Source organism: Telluria antibiotica (genome assembly GCF_011682055.1).
Classification (GTDB): domain Bacteria; phylum Pseudomonadota; class Gammaproteobacteria; order Burkholderiales; family Burkholderiaceae_D; genus Telluria; species Telluria antibiotica.
The window spans coordinates 1-21,717 of sequence record NZ_JAAQOM010000016.1; the positions used below are offsets into that span (position 1 = coordinate 1).

A 21,717-nucleotide genomic window follows, 5' to 3' on the forward strand; every position below is an offset into this window, starting at 1 on the left:
GATCAAGGCTCTCAAGAAATTCGGTCTGATCGACCAACCTGCCTGAGTCGCGAGCTGCACAATTTTTGATGGCCTACCCCGGCCAGGCATCCGCACGTCTTTTGGATACGTTCTTTCACGTTACGATTAGTGAGCTTCTTCCCAGTTGGCTCCCACACCCGTCTCCGCCACCAGCGGCACCTTCAGCGCGGCCACGCCACCCATCAGCTCCGGCAGCTTCCGCTTGACGAGTTCCAGCTCCGCTTCCGGCACTTCGAGGACCAGCTCGTCGTGCACCTGCATCACCATGCGCGTCGCCAGGGCCTCCTGCTCGATCCAGTCCTGCACGGCAATCATCGCGAGCTTGATCAGGTCCGCCGCGGTGCCCTGCATGGGCGCGTTGATCGCGGCGCGTTCGGCGCCGGCGCGGCGCGGGCCGTTCGGCGAGTTGATCTCGGGGAGCCACAGGCGGCGGCCGAACACGGTCTCCACATAGCCCCGCTCCTTCGCCAGCAGGCGCGTCTCGTCCATGTAACGCTTGACGCCGGCAAAGCGCTGGAAGTAGCGCTCGATGTAGTTGCTGGCGGCGCCTCGTTCGATGCCCAGGTTCTGCGCGAGGCCGAACGCGCTCATCCCGTAGATCAGGCCGAAGTTGATGACCTTCGCGTAGCGCCGCTGCTCGCTCTGCACCTCTTCCGGCGGCACGCCGAAGATCTCGGCCGCGGTGGCGCGGTGGATGTCCTCGCCGGCCGCGAACGCGCGCAGCATCGCCTCGTCTTCCGAGATGTGGGCCATGATGCGCAACTCGATCTGCGAATAGTCGGCCGAGACGATCACGCTGCCCTGCGGCGCGACGAACGCTTCGCGGATGCGCCGGCCCTCGGCCGTGCGCACGGGGATGTTCTGCAGGTTCGGATCGTTCGACGCGAGGCGGCCCGTGATCGCCACGGCCTGCGCGTAGTTCGTGTGCACGCGGCCCGTGTTCGGGTTGACCATCTTCGGCAGCTTGTCCGTGTACGTCGACTTCAGTTTCGAGAGGCCCCGGTGCTCCAGCAGGATCTTCGGCAGCGGGTAATCCTCCGCCAGCTTCTGCAGCACTTCCTCGTCCGTCGACGGAGCGCCGGTCGCCGTCTTCTTGATGACGGGGAGCTGCAGCTTGCCGAAGAAGATCTCGCCGATCTGCTTGGGCGAACCGAGGTTGAACGGGCCGCCGGCCAGTTCATACGCCTGCTGCTCCAGTGCCATGATGCGCGCCGCGAGCTCGTTCGACTGCGCGGACAGTTTATCCGCGTCGATCAGCACGCCGTTGCGCTCGATCTTCTGCAGCACGACCGACGTCGGCAGCTCGATCTTGCGGTAGATGTGGTCGAGGCCCGTGTCGCTTTCCACGTGGCCGATCATCGCGTGATGCAGGCGCAGGGTGATGTCGGAGTCCTCTGCGGCGTATTCCGTCGCGCGCGCGAGCTCGACCTGGTCGAAGCAGATCTGGTTCGCGCCCTTGCCGCACACGTCGACGAACGGAATCGTCGTGTAGCCCAGGTGGCGCAGCGCCATCGTGTCCATGTCGTGCGGCTTGTGCGACTCGAACACGTACGATTGCAGCAAGGTGTCGTGCACGATGCCGCGCAGCTTGACGCCGTGGTTCTCGAAGATGTGGCTGTCGTACTTGAGGTTCTGGCCCAGCTTCGGCTTGTCCGGATTTTCCAGCCACGGTTTCATGCGCGCGAGGACCTCCTCGCGGTTCAGCTGCTCGGGCACGCCCGCGTAGCGGTGCGCGAGCGGGATGTACGCGCCCTTGCCCGGTTCGACGGACAGCGAGATGCCGACCATCTCCGCCATCATCGGGTCGAGCGACGTCGTCTCCGTGTCGACCGACGTCAGCGCCGCCTTGTCGATCAGGTCCAGCCAGCGTGCGAACGCTTCCTCGGTGGTGACGGTCTCGTACTCGCCCTTGATGATCGGCATGCCGGGTTGCGTGCCGCCTTCCGGCGAATTCAGCGCGGGCGCCGGCGCGCCGGGCGTGCCGTACTTGGCCGCGTTGCCGGGGCCGATCTCGCGCAGCATCGTCTTGAAGCCGTAGCGCTGGAAGAAGTCGCGCAGCGCGTCCTTGTCTTCCGGACGGCCGATCAAGGTCTCTTCGATCGACACGACATGGCCCACGAGGTCGCAGTCCGTCTTCACGGTGATCAGTTCGCGGCCCTTCGGCAGCCATTCAAGCGCGGCGCGCAGGTTCTCGCCGACGGCGCCCGTGATCGTGTGGGCGTTCTCGATGACGCCGTCCAGCGAGCCGTGCAGGGCCAGCCATTTGACGGCCGTCTTCGGGCCGCACTTGGTGACGCCGGGGACGTTGTCGACCGTGTCGCCGATGAGGGTCAGGTAGTCGATGATGCGGTTCGGCGGCACGCCGAACTTCGCGAGCACGCCCGCCTCGTCGAGCTTTTCGTTGCTCATCGTGTTGATCAGCATGACCTTGTCGTTCACGAGCTGGGCGAGGTCCTTGTCGCCGGTCGAGACGACCGTGTTGAGGCCGCGCGCCGTCGCCTGCGCGGCCAGGGTGCCGATGACGTCGTCCGCCTCGACGCCTTCGACCATCAGGATCGGCCAGCCCATGTGGCGCACGACTTCGTGGATCGGCTCGATCTGCCTGGCCAGGTCTTCCGGCATCGATGCGCGCGTTGCCTTGTATTCCGGGTACAGGTCGTCGCGGAACGTCTTGCCCTTGGCGTCGAACACGCAGGCGATGTACGCGGCCGGGAAGTCGGCGCGCAGGCGGCGCAGCATGTTGACCATGCCGTGCATCGCACCGGTCGGGTGGCCGTCCGGGCTGCGCAGGTCGGGCAGCGCGTGGAAGGCGCGATAGAGGTAGCTGGAACCGTCGACGAGAAGCAGGGTATTGTCCATGGGGCAGAATCGAAAATGGGCCGCGGCGGCACGGCAAACGTCCGCCATTATCGCAGAATCGGGAGTGGAAACAGGATGGTCCGGCTATGTTATCCAGATGGGGACGAAGCCACACTTTTCACAGAGAAGTTGCGTGGTTTGTTACAATGAACTAAACGACAAAGGTGACCATCATGCCGCGTACCCCGATCCGCTTCGCCACTCTCGCGCTGTTCCTGGCCACGCAGGCCGGCCTGGCCGCGGCCCAGCAGCAGCCCGCGCAGCCGACTCCGAGCCCGGCGCCGCCGAAGCTGGAGCGCATCGAGCCGGGCAGCGACATTCCCGCGACCACGATCCCGCCGAAGCGCGGCACCGAGATCAAGGAAACGCGCGAAGGCGGCCAGGTCACCGAAGTCGAAGTCACCACGCCCGGTGGCAGCCATTACTACATGAAACCGAACGCCCAGCCCGGCAATGCGCAGACGAATTCGATCCGCGCACCGCAGTGGAAAGTGGGTGAGTTCGACCTGTCGGGCAAGCGGAAAGCCACGAGCGAATCCGGCACCAACGCCCCGACGACGGCCGACGCGCCGCCTCCTCCTCCCATGCCGGCTACCACCGCGCCCGAGAAGAAGTAACCGCCGTCAACAGGACCGGCCACCCGAACGTGGCCGCTACAGCGACTTTTCTTTCTTACACAATGGCAGTCTTCACCCCGGTCACGCTGGATGACCTCTCGCAGTGGATCAAGCAGTTTCCTCTTGGTAAAGCCGTCGCCCTGAAGGGCATCGCGAGCGGCATCGAAAACAGTAACTTCTTCCTGACGACGGAACGCGGCGAGTACGTCCTCACCATCTTCGAAAATCTCGACTTCGAGCAACTGCCGTTCTACGTGCAGCTGATGCGCCACCTGGCCGACCGCGGCATTCCCGTGCCCGCGCCCGTCGCCAACGATGCGGGCGAACTCGTCGTCGCATTGCACGGCAAGCCGGCCGCCATCGTCAGCAAGCTCGACGGCAGCTCGCAGATGGATCCGCAACCCGTCCACTGCGCCGAAGTCGGCGCGATGCTGGCGAAGATGCACCTGGCCGGCCGCAACTTCCCCCTGCACCAGCCGAATCTGCGCGGGCTGGACTGGTGGATCGAGACGGTGCCGAAGGTGCTGCCGTATCTCGACGCCGGCACGGCCACGCTGCTGCAGGCCGAACTGGCCTTCCAGCGCGACTTCGCCGCCGGCACGACGTATGCTGCACTCGAGCGCGGCCCCGTCCACGCCGACCTGTTCCGCAACAACGTGATGTTCGTCGGCGAACGCCTGTCCGGCTGCTTCGATTTTTACTTTGCCGGCTGGGACACGTGGCTGTTCGACCTGGCCGTCACCGTCAACGACTGGTGCATCGACCTCGACACGGGCCGCCTCGACGACGCGCGCGTCGTCGCGTTGACGCGCGCGTACCATGCGGTCCGGCCGTTCACGGCAGCGGACCACGCGGCCTGGCAGCCGATGCTGCGCGCCGCGGCGCTGCGCTTCTGGCTGTCGCGCCTGTATGATTTCCACCGTCCGCGCGCGGCCGAAATGCTGACCCCGCACGATCCCACCCACTTCGAAAGAGTCCTGCGCGAACGCATCGCGCACGGCGCCCCCGACCTCACAGCATGAACGATTTACCCGCACGTACCGGATGGGAGTGGCTGAAGCAAGGCATCGGCCTGTTCCGCAAGCAGCCCGCCGCGCTGATGACGCTCCTCTTCGCCAACATCCTGTTCAGCATCGGCCTGTCGGCCGTGCCGTTCCTGGGTTCGGTACTTGCGGTCGTGCTGATCCCGTCGTTCTCGATGGCCTTCATGCAGGCCTGCCTGATGATCGAGAACGGCGACCGCGTCACCCCGGCCGTGCTGCTGACGGGTTTCCGCCGGCCGGTGGTGGCGGCGCTGTGCAAGCTGGGGCTCGTGTACCTGGGTGTGTCGCTGTTGATGATGGTCGTCACGCGCCTGGCGATCCCGCCCGAGGTGCTCGTGCAGATGATGCCGCCGCCCGATGCCAAGACCCCACCCGACATCCAGACGTCGCACATGCTTGCGCTGTTCGGCGTGTTCCTGCTGGACGTCGCGGTGCTGGTGACCTTGTGCTTCGCCGCCCCGCTCACCTACTGGAAGCACATGGGGCCGGGCAAGGCCACGTTCTACAGCTTCTTCGCCGTCATCCGCACGGCACGGCCATTCCTCGTGCTGCTGGCGACGTGGTTTGGCATCTTCTTCGGCGTGTGCATCGTGGCTGCGCTGGTGTTCCGCGACGCCGCCATCGGAAGAGTCGTGCTCATGTGGCTGATCTTCCTGTTCGTGCTGCTGCTGCAGTGCGCGATGTACGCGGGCTATCGCACGATCTTCGGCAAGCCGGCCGACGAGACGCCGCAGCCGGTGTGACCCCCTCGCGAACGCCAACGTGACGCACGCGTCACGCGTGGGCACGGGGTGCCCACCCTACGATTGCTGCGATGCCGTAGGGTGGGCGGACGTTTGAACACCGACCCGACGACCGGTTATCGGCCAATCCGTTCGAGCTTGGCCACCGACAGGTCGAGCACCTTCATTCCCGCCGCGCCGAAATTGATCTGCGCACGCGCATTGGTGCCACCGCCTTCGATATTGACGATCACGCCCTCGCCGAACCGGGCGTGACTCACCGACTCGCCGATACGCCAGCCGGTGCCGTTGCCATTGCTCGACTTCTGCGTGATCTGCTTGGCGATCTGGTTGTCGACGCCCCCTTCGCGGAACGTAGTATCGTCCCAGGCGGTCGTCGACTTGCGGCCGGCGAACCAGTTCGTCTGCACGCGCGGCGTCAGCCATTTGAGCGCGTGTTCCGGCAGCTCGTCGAAGAAGCGCGACTTCATGTTGAAGCGCGTCTGGCCGTGCAGCATCCGCTGCTGCGTGAAACTCATGTACAGCCGCCGGCGCGCGCGCGTGATCGCCACGTACATCAGCCGGCGTTCCTCATCGACGCCATCCATTTCGCGCGCGCTGCTCTCGTGCGGGAACAGGCCTTCTTCCAGGCCCGTGATGAACACGGCGTCGAATTCCAGGCCCTTCGCGGAGTGCACCGTCATCAGCTGGATCGCTTCCTGGCCCGCCTGCGCCTGCGCGTCGCCCGCTTCCAGCGACGCGTGCGCGAGGAAGGCCGACAGCGGCGACATCACGGTGGACAGCGGCGCGTCCGCGTCGAGCACGTCGATACCGTCGCCGTCGACGATCGCCGTGCCGCTCGCGGCCAATGCCTGCGGCCCGAGGTGTGCCGGCGTCTGCGTGCCGAAGCCCTCTTCCTGCACGAACTGCGTGGCGGCGCCGACCATCTGCTGCAAGTTCTCGATCCGTTCCTGGCCTTCTTTCTCGTTGGCGTAGTGCGCCAGCAAGGTACTGCGCTCGAGCACCACGCGCACCATCTCCGGCAGCGGCAGTTGCTGGGTCTCGAAGCGCGCGCTCTCGATCAGTTTGACGAAGTTGCCGAGCGCCGTGCCGGCCTTGCCCGTCATGTACGGTACGGCGGCGTACAGCGACACGCGGTACGTCTCGGCCGCCATTTGCAGCTGCTCGATCGAGCGGGCGCCGATGCCGCGCGTGGGGAAGTTCACGACGCGCAGGAAGGCGGAGTCGTTGTGCGGGTTGTCCATCAGCTGCAGGTAGGCGATGGCGTGCTTGACCTCGGCGCGCTGGAAGTAGCGCAGGCCGCCGTACACGGTGTACGGCAGGCCGGCCGCGAACAGCGCGTGCTCGATCACGCGGCTCTGCGCGTTGGAGCGGTACAGCACGGCGATCTCGCTCTTGCTGACGCCTTCCGCCATCAGGCTCTTGGCTTCGTCGATGATCCACTGCGCCTCTTCCAGGTCGGACGACGCTTCGTAGATGCGCACCGGCTCGCCCAGCCCCGCGTCCGTGCGCAGGTTCTTGCCGAGGCGTTTCGCGTTGTTCGAGATGAGGTGGTTGGCGCTGTCGAGGATGTTGCCGTGCGAGCGGTAGTTCTGCTCCAGCTTGATCAGGTTCTTGACCTCGAAGTCGCGCTCGAACGCCTGCATGTTGCCGACGTTCGCGCCGCGGAACGCATAGATGCTCTGGTCGTCGTCGCCGACGGCGAACAGGGCGCCGCCGCGCTGCTCGCCGTGGCCGGCCAGCAGTTTCAACAGGTTGTACTGCAGGTCGTTCGTGTCCTGGAACTCGTCGACGAGGATGTGGCGGAAGCGCATCTGGTAATGCTGGCGCAGCGGGTGGTTCCGCTGCAGCAGTTCGTAGGCGCGCAGCAACAGCTCGGCGAAGTCGACGACGCCTTCGCGCTGGCACTGCTGGTCGTACAGGTCGTACAGCTCGGCCATGCGCTTCTGCACGTGGTCGTACGCCTCGACCTCGTGCGCGCGCTGGCCCCGGTCCTTCGCGTTGTTGATGAAGTACATCAGGTCCTTCGCCGGATACTTCTCGTCGTCCACGTTCAGCGCCTTCAGCATGCGCTTGATCATCGACAGCTGGTCCTGCGAGTCGAGGATCTGGAACGTCTGCGGCAGCGCCGCGTCGCGGTGGTGCGTGCGCAGCAGGCGGTTGCACAGGCCATGGAACGTGCCGATCCACATGCCGCGTGTATTCACCGGCAGCATGGCCGACAGGCGCGTGAGCATCTCCTTGGCGGCCTTGTTGGTGAAGGTCACGGCCATGATGCCGGCCGGGGACACCTGCCCGGTCTGGATCAGCCAGGCGATGCGGGTCGTCAGCACCCGCGTCTTGCCGGACCCGGCGCCCGCAAGAATGAGCGCGCTCTGGGACGGCAGCGTGACGGCCGCCAGTTGTTCGGGATTCAGGTTGTCGAGGAGATTCATGCGGGCATTATAACGTCGGGACCCGCCCTCGGCATCGCCATGGCGGCATTTTTACTGATGATATATACAGTATCACAACACCCGCATGCTGGCCCGGCGCAAGCCCGGTTGGTGAACTTTCCAAAGCGTCGCGCATCGTCACTTAATATTTCCACACGGCTCGCGGGCGCCATGTTGGCAGCTTTTCACGTAAGTTAAAGACAGATGAAGTTTTTCATCGGTCCAGCCTTTTTCAGGCCTGGACCACTTTTGTATTTTGCAACCGAACGCTCTTGGCATAAGGAGGTAAAAATGCTGAACCGTGTAGTGACGGTCGCCGCGCTGGCCGTCGGCGGCATGATGCTGTCGAAAAAACTCAAAGGCAATAAATCGGGCATGGGCTCGTCGATCATCGAAACCATCGAGGTCAACGTCCCCGTGCGTACCGCCTACAACCAGTGGACCCAGTTCGAGGACTTCCCGCAATTCATGGGCAGCGTCCATGAGGTGCGCCAGCTGGACGACAAGCGCCTGCACTGGAAAGCCAACGTGGCCGGCGAGGAGAAGGAATGGGATGCCGAGATCACGGAACAGATCCCCGACAAGCGCATCGCCTGGCGCAGCACGAGCGGCGTGCCGAACGGCGGCGTGGTGACCTTCCACAAGCTGTCCGACGACGTCACCCGCATCACCTTGCAGATGGATTACCAGCCCGAAGGCGCGGCCGAGAAGATCGGCGACGCATTGGGTGCCGTCCGGCTGGAAGCCCGCGGCAACCTGCAGAAGTTCAAGGACATGCTCGAGAAACGCGGCAAGGAAACGGGCGCCTGGCGCGGCAGCATCTCGCAGCACTGAACGCCGTTCTCCCGCACAAACGCCGCCCGCGAGGCGGCGTTTTTTTGGTCAGGCGGGCGTTGCAGTCACGTGCGTTGGGTGCGTTCGCGAACATGCGACATGGGTGAACGGGGCGTAGGATGAAACCCTGACGGCATATCGGAATATGCCGGGCAACCGTTGAGGAGATTTCCCATGGCAACCACAGACGCCCCGACAAGGCCGACATTACGCGACTCGTTTCCGGTCGACAATCCGGTCCAGGCCCTGCTGCGCGACCACGACATGGTCCGCAAGCTCGCCGAGAAATACGAGAACACGCACAGCGCCGACGTCAAGAAGCAGGCGGCGACGCAACTGATCCAGGCCATCCACATGCATTCGCGCCTCGAGGAAGGCGTGTTCTACCCGGGCGTGCGGCGCGTCGACCCGAACCTGATCGCCCGCTTCGAGGAAGACCACCTCGCCGTCGACGACCTGCTGGCCACGCTGCAAGGCATGTCGATGGACGACGCGCGCGCGGAACCGCTCGTGCGCGAGATGCTGGATGCCGTCCTCAGCCACATTCGCCAGGAAGAAGAGCAACTGTTCCCGGAACTGCGGCAGGCCAAGCTCGACCTGACGTCGATCGGCCTCGAGATGCAGGCCTTCGAGGCCAACCTCGTGCACCTGCAGGCACAGCTCAGCGACCGCGCGGCGCGGCCCTGAACGTACTGCGTGCCATCGATGACGCCACCCGCGGGGTGGCGTTTTCATGTCGATGGCCGATGCCGGTCACCACACCCGGCAGCGCTTCTCCTTCACCATCGGCTGCCCCGCCTTGCACTGGAACGCCTGCTGGAACTGCGGCATGTTCACCATCAGCCCGTTGACGCGGTAGCGGCCCGGCGAGTGCGGATTCGTCATCGCGCTCACACGCAGGTTTTCCGGCCGATCGTTTTCACAAGCCCATTGCGCGTAACCGATGAAGAAGCGCTGTTCGGGCGTGAAGCCGTCGCGCCCCGCTTCCAGCTGCGCCTTCTGCGGCATGGCGGCCATCTCCGTCTGCCACGCCATCCACCCGAGGATCAGGCCGCCGAGGTCGGCCACGTCCTCGCCCAACGTCAGCTTGCTGTTGATCTTGATGTCGTCCACGACCGTGTACTGCGCGTACTGGTCGACGATGCACTGCGCCCGCTCCTCGAACGCCTTGGCGTCCTTCTTCGTCCACCAGTCCTTCAGGTTGCCGTGCGCGTCGAACTGGCGGCCTTCGTCGTCGAACGCGTGCGTCAGCTCGTGGCCGATCGTGCCGCCCGTGTTGCCGTAGTTCGGCGCGTCGTCCATTCGCGGATCGAACAGCGGCGGTTGCAGCACACCGGCCGGGAAATTAATGTCGTTCATCTGCGGATCGAAGTACGCGTTCACGGTCGGCGGCGTCATCGACCATTCCGCGCGATCCAGCGGCTTGCCGATCTTCGCGAACTGGCGCTGCATCTCGAAGCGGTTGCCCCGCTCGACGTTGCCGGCGAAGTCGCCCGGCTTGACGACGTAGGCGCCATAGTCGCGCCATTTGTCCGGGTAGCCGATCTTGTTGACGATGGCGGCCAGCTTCGTCAACGCCTGCTGCTTCGTCTCCGCGCTCATCCAGTCGAGTTCCTCGATGTCGCGCTTCATCGCGTCCTCGATCTGGCGCGTCATGTGCAGCGCCTTCTCCTTCAGCTCGGGCGAGAACGCGCGGCTGACGAATTCCTGGCCCAGCGCTTCGCCCAGCTGGCGGTCGACGAGGCCCACGCAGCGCTTCCAGCGCGGTTGCTGCTGCTGGACGCCGCGCAGCGTCCTGCTGAAGAAATCGAAGTGCTCGTTGTCGAAGTTCGACGCCAGCACGGGCGACATCGTGCGCGCCACGTGCCAGCGCAGATAGGTGCGCGTGGCGTCGGCGTCGCTCGTCTTCCACATCTTGCCGAGCGCCTTGAAGAACGCGGGTTCCGTGACATTGAACGTGGTGAGACCGCCCTGCCCCAGCGCGGCCAGGTAGGCGTGCCAGTCGAAGCCCGGGGTCAGCGCCTGCAGGCCGCGCGCATCGACCTTGTGGAACAATTTATACGGATCGCGCTTGTCGACGGCCGCCAGCGACGCCTTCGCGAGCGTCGTCTCCATCTGCATCACGCGCGCCGCGTTGCGTTGCGCCAGCGCGGGCGCGTCGCCCAGCAGCCGGAACGTGTTCGCGATGTGCGCGACGTACTTGGCGCGGATCTCTTTCGACTTGGCGTCCGTCTTGAAATAGGCGTCGCGGTCCGGCAGGCCCAGGCCGCCCGCGTACGCGAACGCGATCACGCGCGACGAATCGGCGTAGTCCTGGCTCGACGTGAGGCCGAAGAACAGGCCCGGATCGTCCAGGCCCAGTTTCAGCCGGGCCAGCACGCGCGGCAGGTCGCGGTTCGAGCGCAAGGTCGCGATCTCGTCGAAGTAAGGCTGCAACGGCGCGGCGCCCCGTGCCTCGATGGCGCGCTCGTCCATGCAGGCGCCGAAGTAGTCGCCGATCTTTTGCTGGTTCGCGTTGCGGCCGTCCTGGCGCTTGGCCAGGTCTTCCAGGATGCCCCACAGGTAGCGGCGGTTGTCCAGCGCGAGCTTGCCGTACACCGACCAGCGTGCCTGGTCGGCCGGGATCGGGTTGTTCTTCATCCAGCCGCCGCAGGCGTACTGGTAAAAGTCGACGCAGGGGTCGGCATTGCGGTCCATCGAGCTGACGTCCAGGCCGGGCGTGTACGGGAACGACGTGGCGGGACGCTCGGTGGCCGGCGCCGATGCGGCCGGCGCCTGGGCGGCGGCCATGGTGGCGCATCCGGAAAGAAAGGCGCAGACGGCGAGTCGGATGGAGAATCTCATGAATAATCCTGTCAAATGGCTGGAAGACGGTGCCACCTCGTGGGTGGCTCGTCATGCTGCCATGCTGTGGTCATTCATGCAATGCCGACAGGATGAATGCTATTTCGTCTCGGGCACGATGTCGCGCATCGCATACCCTTCGGGCAAGGCGAACGTGGAGGCCGGAACGTCGCCGAACTTGAGGTTTTCGACCCGTGTGATCATGTCGCCGAATTCCGGCATGGACAAATGCATGTAGACGGGCGTTGCCAGTTCGGTGGAAAACCACATTTCCGTCGTGTGCACGAGCGGCCTGTCGTTGCCCTGGGCGCCAGCGGGAATGGTGGTTTCCGACTTGCTTCCACGGGCCTTGACGCCGCCGATTTCTTTCTCGCCGAGGTCGGTGCTTGCAGCGAGCGTGGCCGCGTCCGGCAGCTGCGCTGCCGCCAGCGAGCCCGGTTGCAATGCCGACGTCAGGCCCGTCATGCGCAGGATCTCCTTGCGTTCCGGGCAGATGAGGTAGGCGGTCTGCGTGGCCGGGTCGGCGATGGCGATGCGTTCCACGCCGGCCTGCGTCCACGCGGTGCGGGAGCGGCCGGTCTTGTCGAAGGCGTGCGACTCCCTGGTCTGGGATTTCGTCGCGTTGCCGCCGGCAAGCGCCATGGTCGTGTCCGTCACGATGTCGTACGTGTACGCCCGTGGTTTGCCGTCACGACTCTTGAGCTTGGCGACCGCATAGTTGTACTCATTGCGCAGGCGCACCGGACCGAACTGGTCCATGGCGGCTAGGCTCATCGCGGCCCCGACCGCATTAGTGTCGTCGCTCTCCTGTGCGGCAGCGGCGTGCATCGCGATCGGCAGCGCTTGGCAGGCGATCGCCAGGCTGAACAGCATCGAGAAAACTTTCATGGTCTTTCCTTTCCTGGTTTGGTTCAGCGGCGCGCGACGTCGCGCACCGTGTAGTCGGCCGGTACGGTGAACAGGGCCGTCGGGGGTTCGAGGCGCGAGATGTCCTGCAGGCGCGTCACGCTTTCACCCATGAACGGGTGGTCCATCTTGAGCAGGATCGGCACCCGCAGGTCACGCGCGATCCACGTCTCGACCGTGCTGACCATCGGCAGGACGTTGCCGATGGCGCCGGCCGGCGTGGTCGTCGTGGCCTGGGTGCCCTCGGCCGACATGCCGTCGATCTGCTTCGTGCCGAGCGAACGCATCTGCGTCGTGGCCGCCGCCATGCCGCCCGCCAGCGCGGGTGACAGTTGCCCGGCCACGCGGGTGGCGCCGGCCGCTGCGGCCGTCGAACCGGTCACCGCCGCGCCGGCTGCGGCGGGTGCCGGCGCCGCGATGGCCATCCGGTAGCCCGTCTTCGTGTCCGGATACAGGCGGTAGCTCATGCCCGCGACCGGATCCTGGATCTGCACGAGAGGCTTGCCCTTCCATTCCGACTCTTCCCGCGTGCGTCCGTCGGAATCGCGGTACAGCTTTTCCGTGTGGCGCTGCACGATCCGGTTGCCGTCGGCCAGCACCTTGACCGACTCCGTCACCCGCTGCGCGGAATAGGGCAGGCCGCGCACCGCGCACCCGTCGGCGCAGCGCGACGACGCGCTGATCTTCAACAGCATCACTTCCAGCGCATCGCTCGCCGGCACCGCCGCCGCACCGCCCTGCTGCGCATGGGCCACCGGGGCCAGTGCGAGCAAGGCGAGTCCCGCGGACAAGAATATCCGTCTCATCACCACCTCCATGGAAAACATCAAACGCGAAGAATCAGTTCACGGCCAGCCGTATCGCCAGCGGCTCGCCCGTGGCCGCCACCATCATCTCGGTGTGCACGAGTTCGTCCGGCACGTTCGCCACGATCGGGATCCCCATCTGCACGAGGGCCGCGCGCGGCAGGTCGGCCTGCTTCAGCTGCGGGTCCACCGCGGCTGCCATGCGTTCCGGCGGCACGAGCGACACGAACCCGTCGTCGGCCGCCGCCAGCGCCGGCACGATGCGTGCCGACGGCGCCCCGCCGGACAGCAGGCTCATGCCGACGATGGCCAGCGCGCATCCGACCGCACCGATGCCCGCCCACGACGCCAGGTCTTCCGCGCTCCAGCGGCGATACCACGGCAACGGTGCGTGATGCCTGGCGAACGCGCGCAGCAATGCCTGCTCCACGGCGTCCGGCGGGGCCGCGTGCGCCAGCGTGCGGCGTGCGGCATCCCATTCGGGGGCCCGGCCCTGCCCGTTTTCGCGGCCGTCGTCGAATTCGAACATGTTCATGCGATGTCCTTTGCAATGGCCCGGTACGGCGCGAGCGCCTTCGCCAGGGCGGCGCGACCGCGCGCCAGGCGCGACCGCACGGTGCCGATCTCCAGCTGGCAGATCTCGGCGATTTCCTGATACGACTTTTCCTGCAACTCGAACAGAATCAGCACGTCGCGATAATGCGGCGCCAGGGCCGCGAGCGCGCGCCGCAGATGCTCGGCCGCCTCGTCGTCGAGCAGCCTCGCCAGCGGGCCGGCTGCCGTGTCGACCTGGTCGAACGCATCGTCCTCGTCATCGTCCGCAATGGGCTGCACCCAGCGGCTGTTGCGCCGCGCATGGCCCAGCACGAGGTTGCGCGCCACGCCGTACAGGAAGTTGGCCAGCATGCCCTTCAACGGATCGAAGCCGTAGCTGTCGCCCAGCAGGCCCATGAAGACTTCCTGCACGACGTCCGCCGCGACGTCCGGCGCGCCGCTGTGCAGCAACGCGAAGCTGTACAGGCCGCTCCTGTGGCGCCGGTAAAGACTCTGGAATGCGCCCGCGTCGCCCTGTCGGATCGCGCGCAGCAGTTCGATATCGTCGGATTCGTTCACGTCGGGTCCGTTCGTTCTTTTCTTATATTTGAACGGCACCGCCGAAAAGTTCCCGGATATTTACAAGAAATAAATGGCGCTGGGGGAACAGCGCCGGAGGGATCGGTCAGTGACCGATGATCAGAACTTGACGACGACGCCGAGGCTGAAGTTCGTCGAATCGCTCGACGGCTTCTGGAATTCGACGCGGCCGGACACGGTCGGCGTGAAGTGGTAGGCCAGGCCCACGCCATACAGGGTGCCGCCTTTGCTATCCGGGTTATAGGTCCGGCCCCGCGCCGACCACTCGGTCGACAGGTCGTTGAAGCCGCCGCGGCCGAAGATGTCCAGCTGCGGCGTCAGCGGGTAAGAACCGACCACCGTCAGCTGTATCTGGTCGATTTTCACGGTGCCGCCGTCGAACCCGCCGCCGTAGACATCCCAGGTGCCCAGCCGGCGATAGCCGAATTCAAAGGCGACGTTCGGATTGACGCCATAGCCCATCAGGGCACCGAAACTGGTGCCATGGACGTTGACGTTGTCGACGTGGGTCGAACCGGCGTCCACGCCGCCATAAAAGCCCGTCGGACCCGCGGCAAACGCCGAAGACGCGATTGCGGCCAGTGCTGCCGCCACTGCAAATTTCTTGAACATGTTTTCCGATCTCTTTGTCATTGAACCGCGTGCGATGCAGGCGATTATTGCGAGTCGGAAATTATACAAGAAACAATAAATTAGTGCGATGACAACATTGTGACGGGTTTCAGTAGACGACGACGGAACGGATCGATTCGCCCTTCTTCATCAGGTCGAAGCCGTCGTTGATCCGGTCGAGCGGCAAGTGGTGCGTGATCAGGTCGTCGATGTTGATCTTGTTTTCCATATACCAGTCGACGATCTTCGGCACGTCCGTGCGCCCGCGCGCGCCGCCGAACGCGGAGCCTTTCCACACGCGCCCCGTGACGAGCTGGAACGGCCGCGTCGCGATCTCCTTGCCCGCGTCCGCCACGCCGATGATGATCGATTGCCCCCAGCCCTTGTGGCAGCACTCCAGCGCCTGGCGCATCGTCGTGACGTTGCCGATGCACTCGAACGAATAGTCGGCGCCGCCGTCCGTCAGCTGCACGATCGTGTCGACGACGTTCTCCACGTTCTTCGGATTGACGAAGTGCGTCATGCCGAATTTGCGGGCCATCTCTTCACGGCCCGGGTTGATGTCGACGCCGATGATCTTGTCCGCGCCGACCATCTTCGCGGCCTGGATCACGTTCAGGCCGATGCCGCCCAGGCCGAACACGACGACGTTCGCGCCCGCCTCGACCTTCGCCGTGAAGATGACAGCGCCGATGCCCGTCGTGACGCCGCAGCCGATATAGCAGATCTTGTCGAACGGCGCGTCCGACCGGACCTTCGCCAGCGCGATCTCCGGCACGACGATGTAGTTCGAAAAGGTGGACGTCCCCATGTAGTGGTAGATCGGCTTGCCGTCCAGCGAGAAGCGGCTCGTCGCATCCGGCATCAGGCCGCGGCCTTGCGTGGAGCGGATCGCCTGGCACAGGTTCGTCTTCTGCGACAGGCAGAATTTGCACTGGCGGCACTCCGGCGTGTACAGCGGGATGACGTGGTCGTCCTTGCGCAAGCTCGTCACGCCCGGGCCGACGTCGACGACGACGCCGGCGCCCTCATGGCCCAGGATCGCGGGGAAGATGCCTTCCGGGTCGGCGCCGGACAGCGTGTAGTAATCCGTATGGCAGATGCCCGTCGCCTTCACCTCGACGAGCACCTCGCCCGCCTTCGGTCCCTCGAGTTCAACCTCTTCGATCGTCAGCGGTTTCCCGGCCTGCCATGCAATCGCTGCCTTGGTTTTCATGTGTTCTGTCCTCGGAAAGTGGTGCAAGAAAGTTTGTCATGATAACCAAGCGGGGAAGTACGCGTAGCCCGCCTTCTATTTTCCCTTCAACCGTCCCGCGAACGCACCATGCAGGCTGTTGAGCAATTCCTCGGCCGCGACGAGCTGTTCGGCCACTTCGTTGACCTTGCGCCGGCTGGCGCGGGCGTGGTCGCGCAGCACTTCGAACGCTGTATTGCGGTCCGTCTGGAAGCGCGTCATCAGGAGGCCGACGGCGAGGCTCGTCTCGCGGCCCGCCGCCAGCGCGGCATTCAAATTCGCTTCCGTGCGGCGCAGCTGGCGGATTTCGTCGGCGCGCGCGAGCGCCGATTCCAACGCGGGCAGCAGGCGCGCGGCATCGACAGGCTTGACGACGAAACCGACGGCACCGTGGTTGGCGGCCTCGCGCGCCGTGTCGGCGTCGTCGACGGATGACAGGAACATGAAGGCAACCGACGTGTGCTCCTTCAGCCTGCGCGCCAGGTCGAGGCCGGACATGCCCGGCATATTGATGTCCAACAGCGCCAGCGCGATGTCGGCTTCGCGTTCGGCCACGCGCTGCAGCGCCTCGGGGGCGGACGCGGCCGGCAGGGTGTCGTGGCCGGCATGGCCCAGCACGGTAACGAGGTAGTCGAGGAACAGGGGGTCGTCGTCGACGAGCAGGATAAGACGGCGTGAAGGTGGTTGCGCGCTCATTGTCGTGGTTCTCGCAGCGGTGAGGAAAAACGCGTCCGCTGCACTGCAACGGGCCGGATGGCGCTGAGGCGCGCCAAAAATATATCACGTTGACAAGCGGCCAAGTCAAATGAATTCACGACATATGCGCTAGCGCAATGTGTTTTGCATCAGGCGTGCAACAGGGGGTGCGCACGATTGAAAACGAATTGCATATGCATAAGTTCTCAAAATAAACTGACCCGCGCTGCCCGATACGGGTGGCGAGATGTATCGGTTGTTTGAGGAGTCATACCAAAAGCATGCCGCCCACAAGGCGAGCTGCAATAACGATACCCAATCACGGAGAAAGCACCGATGAATCAGAAACACACTCGCGCATCGACAATCGTTCCGGCCCTCGGGCTGTGCGTTGCGGCACTCGCCGTCGCGTTCGCAGGCAGTGCGTCGGCCGCGCCCGACACCACCCGCGTGATCGTCGCCTTCAAGCCAGGAACGGCTGGCAATGTCAAATCCGCTGTCGCGGCCGCAAGGGGAGCGGTCAAGCAGGAAATCTTCAACATGAACGCGATGGCGGTCGAAGTGCCGACGGTCGCGCTGCAGGGCCTGCAGCACAATCCGAACGTCGAGTACGTCGAGGAGGACGTCATCCGCAAGCCGTTCTCACTGACGACGCCGTCCACCGGCGTGCCGTACACGAGCGGGCAACTGGTCCCGTACGGGATCAAGCTCGTGCAGGCCGACCAGCTGTCGGACGCGAATACGAGCAACCGCAAGATCTGCATCATCGACTCCGGCGTCGACTTCAGCCACGAAGACCTGAAGGACAACGGCGCCAACGTCACGGGCGAATACGATTCCGGCACCGGCTGGTGGTACACGGATGAAACCCACCACGGCACCCACGTGTTCGGCACGATCGCGGGCGTCAACAACGGCCTCGGCGTCGTCGGCGTGAACCCGAACAAGCAGCTCAAGCTGCACATCGTAAAAGTGTTCGGCAAGGACGGCGCCTGGACCTACTCGTCGACGCTGGCCAACGCCGCCAACAAGTGCGGCGCGGCGGGCGCCAACATCATCACCATGTCGCTGGGCGGCGGCGCGAAAAGCATGACCGAGCAGCGCGCCTTCGACAGCCTGCAGACCAAGGGCGTGCTGTCCATCGCGGCGGCCGGCAACGACGGCAATGCCACGACCTCCTACCCGGCCGGCTACGGCAGCGTGATGTCGGTGGCGGCCGTGGACGAAAACAAGGTCGTCGCCTCGTTCTCGCAGTACAACAGCGACGTCGAGATCGCCGGTCCGGGCGTGTCCGTGCTGTCGACGGTCCCGATGGGCACCGGCGTCGACACGGCGCTGACGGTCGGCACGACGAATTACGCGTCGTCCGCGATGGAAGGCTCGCCCGTCAAGACCGCCACCGCGCCGCTGGCCGACTTCGGCATCGGCGACGCCGTCAATACGGCCGTTTCCGGCAAGGTCTGCCTGATCCAGCGCGGCACCGTCGATTTCGCCACGAAGGTCAGCAACTGCCAGAACAGCGGCGGCGTGGGCGCCATCGTCTACAACAACGTTGCAGGCAGCTTCAGCGGCACGCTGGGCACGACCGTGACGACGATCCCGTCGCTGACGGCGTCCGACACGGATGGCGCCGCGATGAAGGCCCAGCTGGGCCAGAGCGCGACGGTGGCCGTGAAGGCATCGAACTACGCCTACTTCGACGGCACGTCGATGGCCACGCCGCACGTGTCGGCCGTCGCGGCACTGGTGTGGAGCTACTTCCCGACCTGCACGGGCGCCCAGATCCGTACGTCGCTGGACAACAGCGCGCTCGACCTGGGCACGGCCGGCCGCGACACCAAGTACGGCTACGGTCTCGTGCAGGCCAAGGCGGCGTACGATCGCATCAAGGCGCTGGGGTGCGGTAAATAACCCTCGACCGTCTCGTCGGACAAAGGGCGCTGCGGCGCCCTTTTTTCGTAGGGTGGGCACCCCGTGCCCGCGCGAACGGCGGCATGACGCATACGTTACGCGTGGGCACAGGGGTGCCCACCCTACGAATTCTCACCGTTCCTTCCGGCGCAGGCTCGACGCCGTCATCTATAATGGTCGTTTCGCAAATCCAGCCTATACAGCCACATCATGGAACTAGCCAAGTCTTTCGAGCCAGCCGACATCGAACAATTCTGGCGCACGGAATGGGAACAGCGCGGTTACTTCGCCGCCTCCATGGACGACGGCAAGCCGTCGTTCAGCATCCAGCTGCCGCCGCCGAACGTGACCGGCACCCTGCACATGGGGCACGCCTTCAACCAGACGGTCATGGACGGCCTGACCCGCTACTACCGCATGCGTGGCTTCAACACCGCGTGGATTCCGGGCACCGACCACGCCGGCATCGCCACGCAGATCGTCGTGGAGCGCCAGCTCGACGCGCAGAAGATCTCGCGCCACGACCTCGGCCGCGAAGCGTTCGTCGAGAAGGTGTGGGAGTGGAAGGAAAAATCGGGCAGCACGATCACGGGCCAGATGCGCCGCCTGGGCGCGTCGGCCGACTGGGCCCGCGAATACTTCACGATGGACGACCCGCGCAGCCAGACCGTCACCGAAGTCTTCGTGCGCCTGTTCGAACAAGGCCTGATCTACCGCGGCAAGCGCCTCGTCAACTGGGACCCGGTGCTGGGCACCGCCGTCTCCGACCTCGAGGTCGACTCGCAGGAAGAAGACGGCTCGATGTGGTACATCCAGTATCCGCTGGCGGACGGCAGCGGCCACCTGACGGTCGCGACGACGCGTCCCGAGACGATGCTGGGCGACGTCGCCGTCGCCGTCGATCCGACCGACGAACGCTACACGCACCTGCACGGCAAGATGCTCAAGCTGCCGCTGGTCGGCCGCGAGATCCCGATCATCGCCGACAGCTATGTGGACAAAGCATTCGGCACCGGCTGCGTGAAGATCACGCCGGCGCACGACTTCAATGACTACGCCGTCGGCCAGCGCCACAACCTGGCCATGCCGAGCATCATGACGCTCGACGCGAAAATCGTCGACGACGCGCCGGAAGCCTACCGCGGCCTCGATCGCTTCGTCGCGCGCAAGAAGATCGTCGCCGACCTGGAAGCGCAAGGCCTGCTGGAACAGGTCAAGCCGCACAAGCTGATGGTGCCGCGCGGCGACCGCACGGGCGTCGTCATCGAGCCGATGCTGACGGACCAGTGGTTCGTCGCGATGAGCAAGCCGGCGCCGGAAGGCACGCACAATCCGGGCAAGTCGATCACCGACGTGGCGCTGGAAAAGGTCGCGAGCGGCGAAATCAGGTTCGTCCCCGAGAACTGGACGACCACGTACAACCAGTGGCTGAACAACATCCAGGACTGGTGCATCTCGCGCCAGCTGTGGTGGGGCCACCGCATCCCGGCCTGGTACGGTCCGAACGGCGAAGTCGTCGTCGCCCGCAACGAGGAAGAGGCGCAGCAGAAGGCCAAGGCGGCCGGCATCACGGCCGAACTGAAACGCGACGACGACGTGCTGGACACGTGGTTCTCGTCCGCGCTCGTGCCGTTCTCCACGGTCGGCTGGCCGGAACAGACGAAGGACATGGACCTGTTCCTGCCCTCCTCCGTGCTCGTCACCGGCTTCGACATCATCTTCTTCTGGGTCGCGCGCATGGTCATGATGACGGCGCACTTCACCGGCAAGGTCCCGTTCAAGACCGTGTACGTGCACGGCCTCGTGCGCGATTCGTCGGGCCAGAAGATGTCGAAATCGAAGGGCAACACGCTCGACCCGATCGACCTGATCGACGGCATCAGCATCGACGCCCTCGTCGCCAAGCGCACGACGGGCCTGATGGACCCGCGCAGCGCGCCGAAGATCGAGAAGGCGACGCGCAAGGAATTCCCGGACGGGATTCCGGCATTCGGCACGGACGCCGTGCGCTTCACGATGGCGAGCTATGCCTCGCTGGGCCGCAACATCAACTTCGACCTGGGCCGCTGCGAAGGCTACCGCAACTTCTGCAACAAGCTGTGGAACGCCACGCGCTTCGTGCTGATGAACACGGAGGGTAAAGACTGCGGCAAGCCAAACGCCGCCGACTATTCGCCGGCCGACCGCTGGATCATCTCGCGCCTGAACCGCGTCGAACTGGACGTGGCGAAGGGCTTCGAGGACTACCGCTTCGACAATATCGCGAACAGCATCTACAGCTTCGTGTGGGACGAGTACTGCGACTGGTACCTGGAACTGGCGAAGGTGCAGGTCCAGCAGGGTACGGAAGCGCAGCAGCGCGCCACCCGCCACACGCTGCTGCGCGTGCTGGAAGTCGTGCTGCGCCTCGCGCATCCGATCATCCCGTTCGTCACGGAAGCCCTGTGGCAGGCCGTCGCGCCGCTGGCCGGCAAGACGGGCGACACCATCATGCTGCAGCCGTACCCGATCGCCGACGAATCGCTGATCGACGCGGATGCGGAAGCCTGGATGGAGCAGTTCAAGAAGGTCACCGACGCCACCCGCAACCTGCGCGGCGAAATGAAGCTGGCGCCGTCCGTGCGCGTGCCGCTGATCGTCGAGCCGGCGAACGACGCCGACCGCGCGAGTGCTGCCGGCTTCGCGCCGTACGTCGCACTGCTGGCCAAGCTGTCGGAAGTGCAGATCGTCGACGCGCTGCCCGATTCGCCGGCCGCCGTCGCCATCGTCGGCACGACGAAGCTGATGCTGAAGGTGGAGATCGACGTCGCGGCCGAGCGCGAGCGCCTGAAGAAGGAGATCGCCCGCATCGAAGGCGAGATCGCCAAGGCCAACGGCAAGCTGTCCAGCGAAAGCTTCGTCGCGCGCGCGCCCGCGGCCGTGGTCGCGCAGGAACGCGAGCGCCTCGACAACTTCAGCGCCACCCTGGCCAAGCTGAACGAGCAGTTCGCCAAGCTGCCGCCGGCCTGATGCCCTACGCCCT

The 21,717-nt window shown here is 65.1% G+C and carries 17 protein-coding genes; 7 read left to right on the forward strand and 10 right to left on the reverse strand.

All coding sequences use genetic code 11. The annotated features are described in order from the left end of the window. Window positions 1-126: 126 nt before the first annotated feature. The gene (gene polA, locus HAV22_RS23420; protein ID WP_166862338.1) at window positions 127-2,880 is read right to left on the reverse strand and encodes a DNA polymerase I; all 2,754 of its coding nucleotides are present in this window, start codon (window positions 2,878-2,880) and stop codon (window positions 127-129) included. A gap of 173 nt (window positions 2,881-3,053) precedes the next feature. On the opposite strand from polA, the gene HAV22_RS23425 reads away from it, so the two are divergent. The 3 genes from HAV22_RS23425 to HAV22_RS23435 all read left to right on the forward strand — a co-directional run bounded on the left by HAV22_RS23425 (window position 3,054) and on the right by HAV22_RS23435 (window position 5,283). Next, window positions 3,054-3,497, forward strand: a complete 444-nt coding sequence (locus HAV22_RS23425; protein ID WP_166862340.1) for a DUF2782 domain-containing protein — start codon at window positions 3,054-3,056, stop codon at window positions 3,495-3,497. A gap of 62 nt (window positions 3,498-3,559) precedes the next feature. Further along, the gene (locus tag HAV22_RS23430) at window positions 3,560-4,519 is read left to right on the forward strand and encodes a homoserine kinase (RefSeq protein WP_166862342.1); all 960 of its coding nucleotides are present in this window, start codon (window positions 3,560-3,562) and stop codon (window positions 4,517-4,519) included. Next, entirely contained in the window at window positions 4,516-5,283 is a 768-nt protein-coding gene (locus HAV22_RS23435) for a BPSS1780 family membrane protein (protein WP_166862344.1), read from the forward strand. Before HAV22_RS23430 ends, HAV22_RS23435 begins: the two co-directional genes overlap by 4 nt. A gap of 116 nt (window positions 5,284-5,399) precedes the next feature. On the opposite strand, the gene HAV22_RS23440 is transcribed toward HAV22_RS23435, so the two are convergent. Next, entirely contained in the window at window positions 5,400-7,718 is a 2,319-nt protein-coding gene (locus HAV22_RS23440) for a UvrD-helicase domain-containing protein (protein WP_166862346.1), read from the reverse strand. Window positions 7,719-8,009: 291 nt separating this feature from the next. On the opposite strand from HAV22_RS23440, the gene HAV22_RS23445 reads away from it, so the two are divergent. Both HAV22_RS23445 and HAV22_RS23450 read left to right on the forward strand, forming a co-directional pair. After that, window positions 8,010-8,552 carry an SRPBCC family protein gene (locus HAV22_RS23445; protein WP_166862348.1) on the forward strand — a complete coding sequence of 181 codons (543 nt, stop codon included), beginning with the start codon at window positions 8,010-8,012 and terminating at the stop codon, window positions 8,550-8,552. Window positions 8,553-8,726: 174 nt separating this feature from the next. After that, window positions 8,727-9,239, forward strand: coding sequence for a hemerythrin domain-containing protein (locus HAV22_RS23450; RefSeq protein WP_166862350.1), 513 nt, complete (start codon window positions 8,727-8,729; stop codon window positions 9,237-9,239). A 66-nt stretch (window positions 9,240-9,305) separates the two neighbouring features. Here HAV22_RS23450 and HAV22_RS23455 read toward each other — a convergent pair whose 3' ends face one another. The 8 genes from HAV22_RS23455 to HAV22_RS23490 all read right to left on the reverse strand — a co-directional run bounded on the left by HAV22_RS23455 (window position 9,306) and on the right by HAV22_RS23490 (window position 16,784). Further along, complete coding sequence (locus HAV22_RS23455; RefSeq protein ID WP_229421388.1) at window positions 9,306-11,396, reverse strand: M13 family metallopeptidase; 2,091 nt, start codon at window positions 11,394-11,396, stop codon at window positions 9,306-9,308. A 99-nt stretch (window positions 11,397-11,495) separates the two neighbouring features. Continuing rightward, the gene (locus HAV22_RS23460) at window positions 11,496-12,284 is read right to left on the reverse strand and encodes a hypothetical protein (protein ID WP_166862352.1); all 789 of its coding nucleotides are present in this window, start codon (window positions 12,282-12,284) and stop codon (window positions 11,496-11,498) included. A 23-nt stretch (window positions 12,285-12,307) separates the two neighbouring features. Further along, a complete protein-coding gene (locus tag HAV22_RS23465; protein ID WP_166862354.1) occupies window positions 12,308-13,108 on the reverse strand; it encodes a hypothetical protein in 801 nt (266 codons plus the stop codon). A 34-nt stretch (window positions 13,109-13,142) separates the two neighbouring features. Next, a complete protein-coding gene (locus HAV22_RS23470; RefSeq protein WP_166862356.1) occupies window positions 13,143-13,643 on the reverse strand; it encodes a hypothetical protein in 501 nt (166 codons plus the stop codon). Continuing rightward, the gene (locus tag HAV22_RS23475) at window positions 13,640-14,221 is read right to left on the reverse strand and encodes an RNA polymerase sigma factor (protein ID WP_166862358.1); all 582 of its coding nucleotides are present in this window, start codon (window positions 14,219-14,221) and stop codon (window positions 13,640-13,642) included. Before HAV22_RS23475 ends, HAV22_RS23470 begins: the two co-directional genes overlap by 4 nt. Window positions 14,222-14,341: 120 nt before the next feature. Continuing rightward, window positions 14,342-14,854 (reverse strand): outer membrane beta-barrel protein, encoded by a 513-nt coding sequence (locus HAV22_RS23480; protein ID WP_166862360.1) that lies wholly within the window; start codon window positions 14,852-14,854, stop codon window positions 14,342-14,344. A 109-nt stretch (window positions 14,855-14,963) separates the two neighbouring features. Then, window positions 14,964-16,070, reverse strand: coding sequence for an S-(hydroxymethyl)glutathione dehydrogenase/class III alcohol dehydrogenase (locus HAV22_RS23485; RefSeq protein WP_166862362.1), 1,107 nt, complete (start codon window positions 16,068-16,070; stop codon window positions 14,964-14,966). Between the two features lie 75 nt (window positions 16,071-16,145). Then, window positions 16,146-16,784, reverse strand: a complete 639-nt coding sequence (locus HAV22_RS23490) for an ANTAR domain-containing response regulator (protein WP_166862364.1) — start codon at window positions 16,782-16,784, stop codon at window positions 16,146-16,148. 336 nt (window positions 16,785-17,120) lie between these two features. Between HAV22_RS23490 and HAV22_RS23495 the strand changes: the two genes are divergently transcribed. Both HAV22_RS23495 and HAV22_RS23500 read left to right on the forward strand, forming a co-directional pair. Then, window positions 17,121-18,695, forward strand: coding sequence for a S8 family serine peptidase (locus HAV22_RS23495; RefSeq protein WP_166862366.1), 1,575 nt, complete (start codon window positions 17,121-17,123; stop codon window positions 18,693-18,695). Window positions 18,696-18,905: 210 nt separating this feature from the next. Then, the gene (locus HAV22_RS23500) at window positions 18,906-21,704 is read left to right on the forward strand and encodes a valine--tRNA ligase (RefSeq protein ID WP_166862368.1); all 2,799 of its coding nucleotides are present in this window, start codon (window positions 18,906-18,908) and stop codon (window positions 21,702-21,704) included. The last annotated feature ends 13 nt before the right edge of the window (window positions 21,705-21,717 follow it).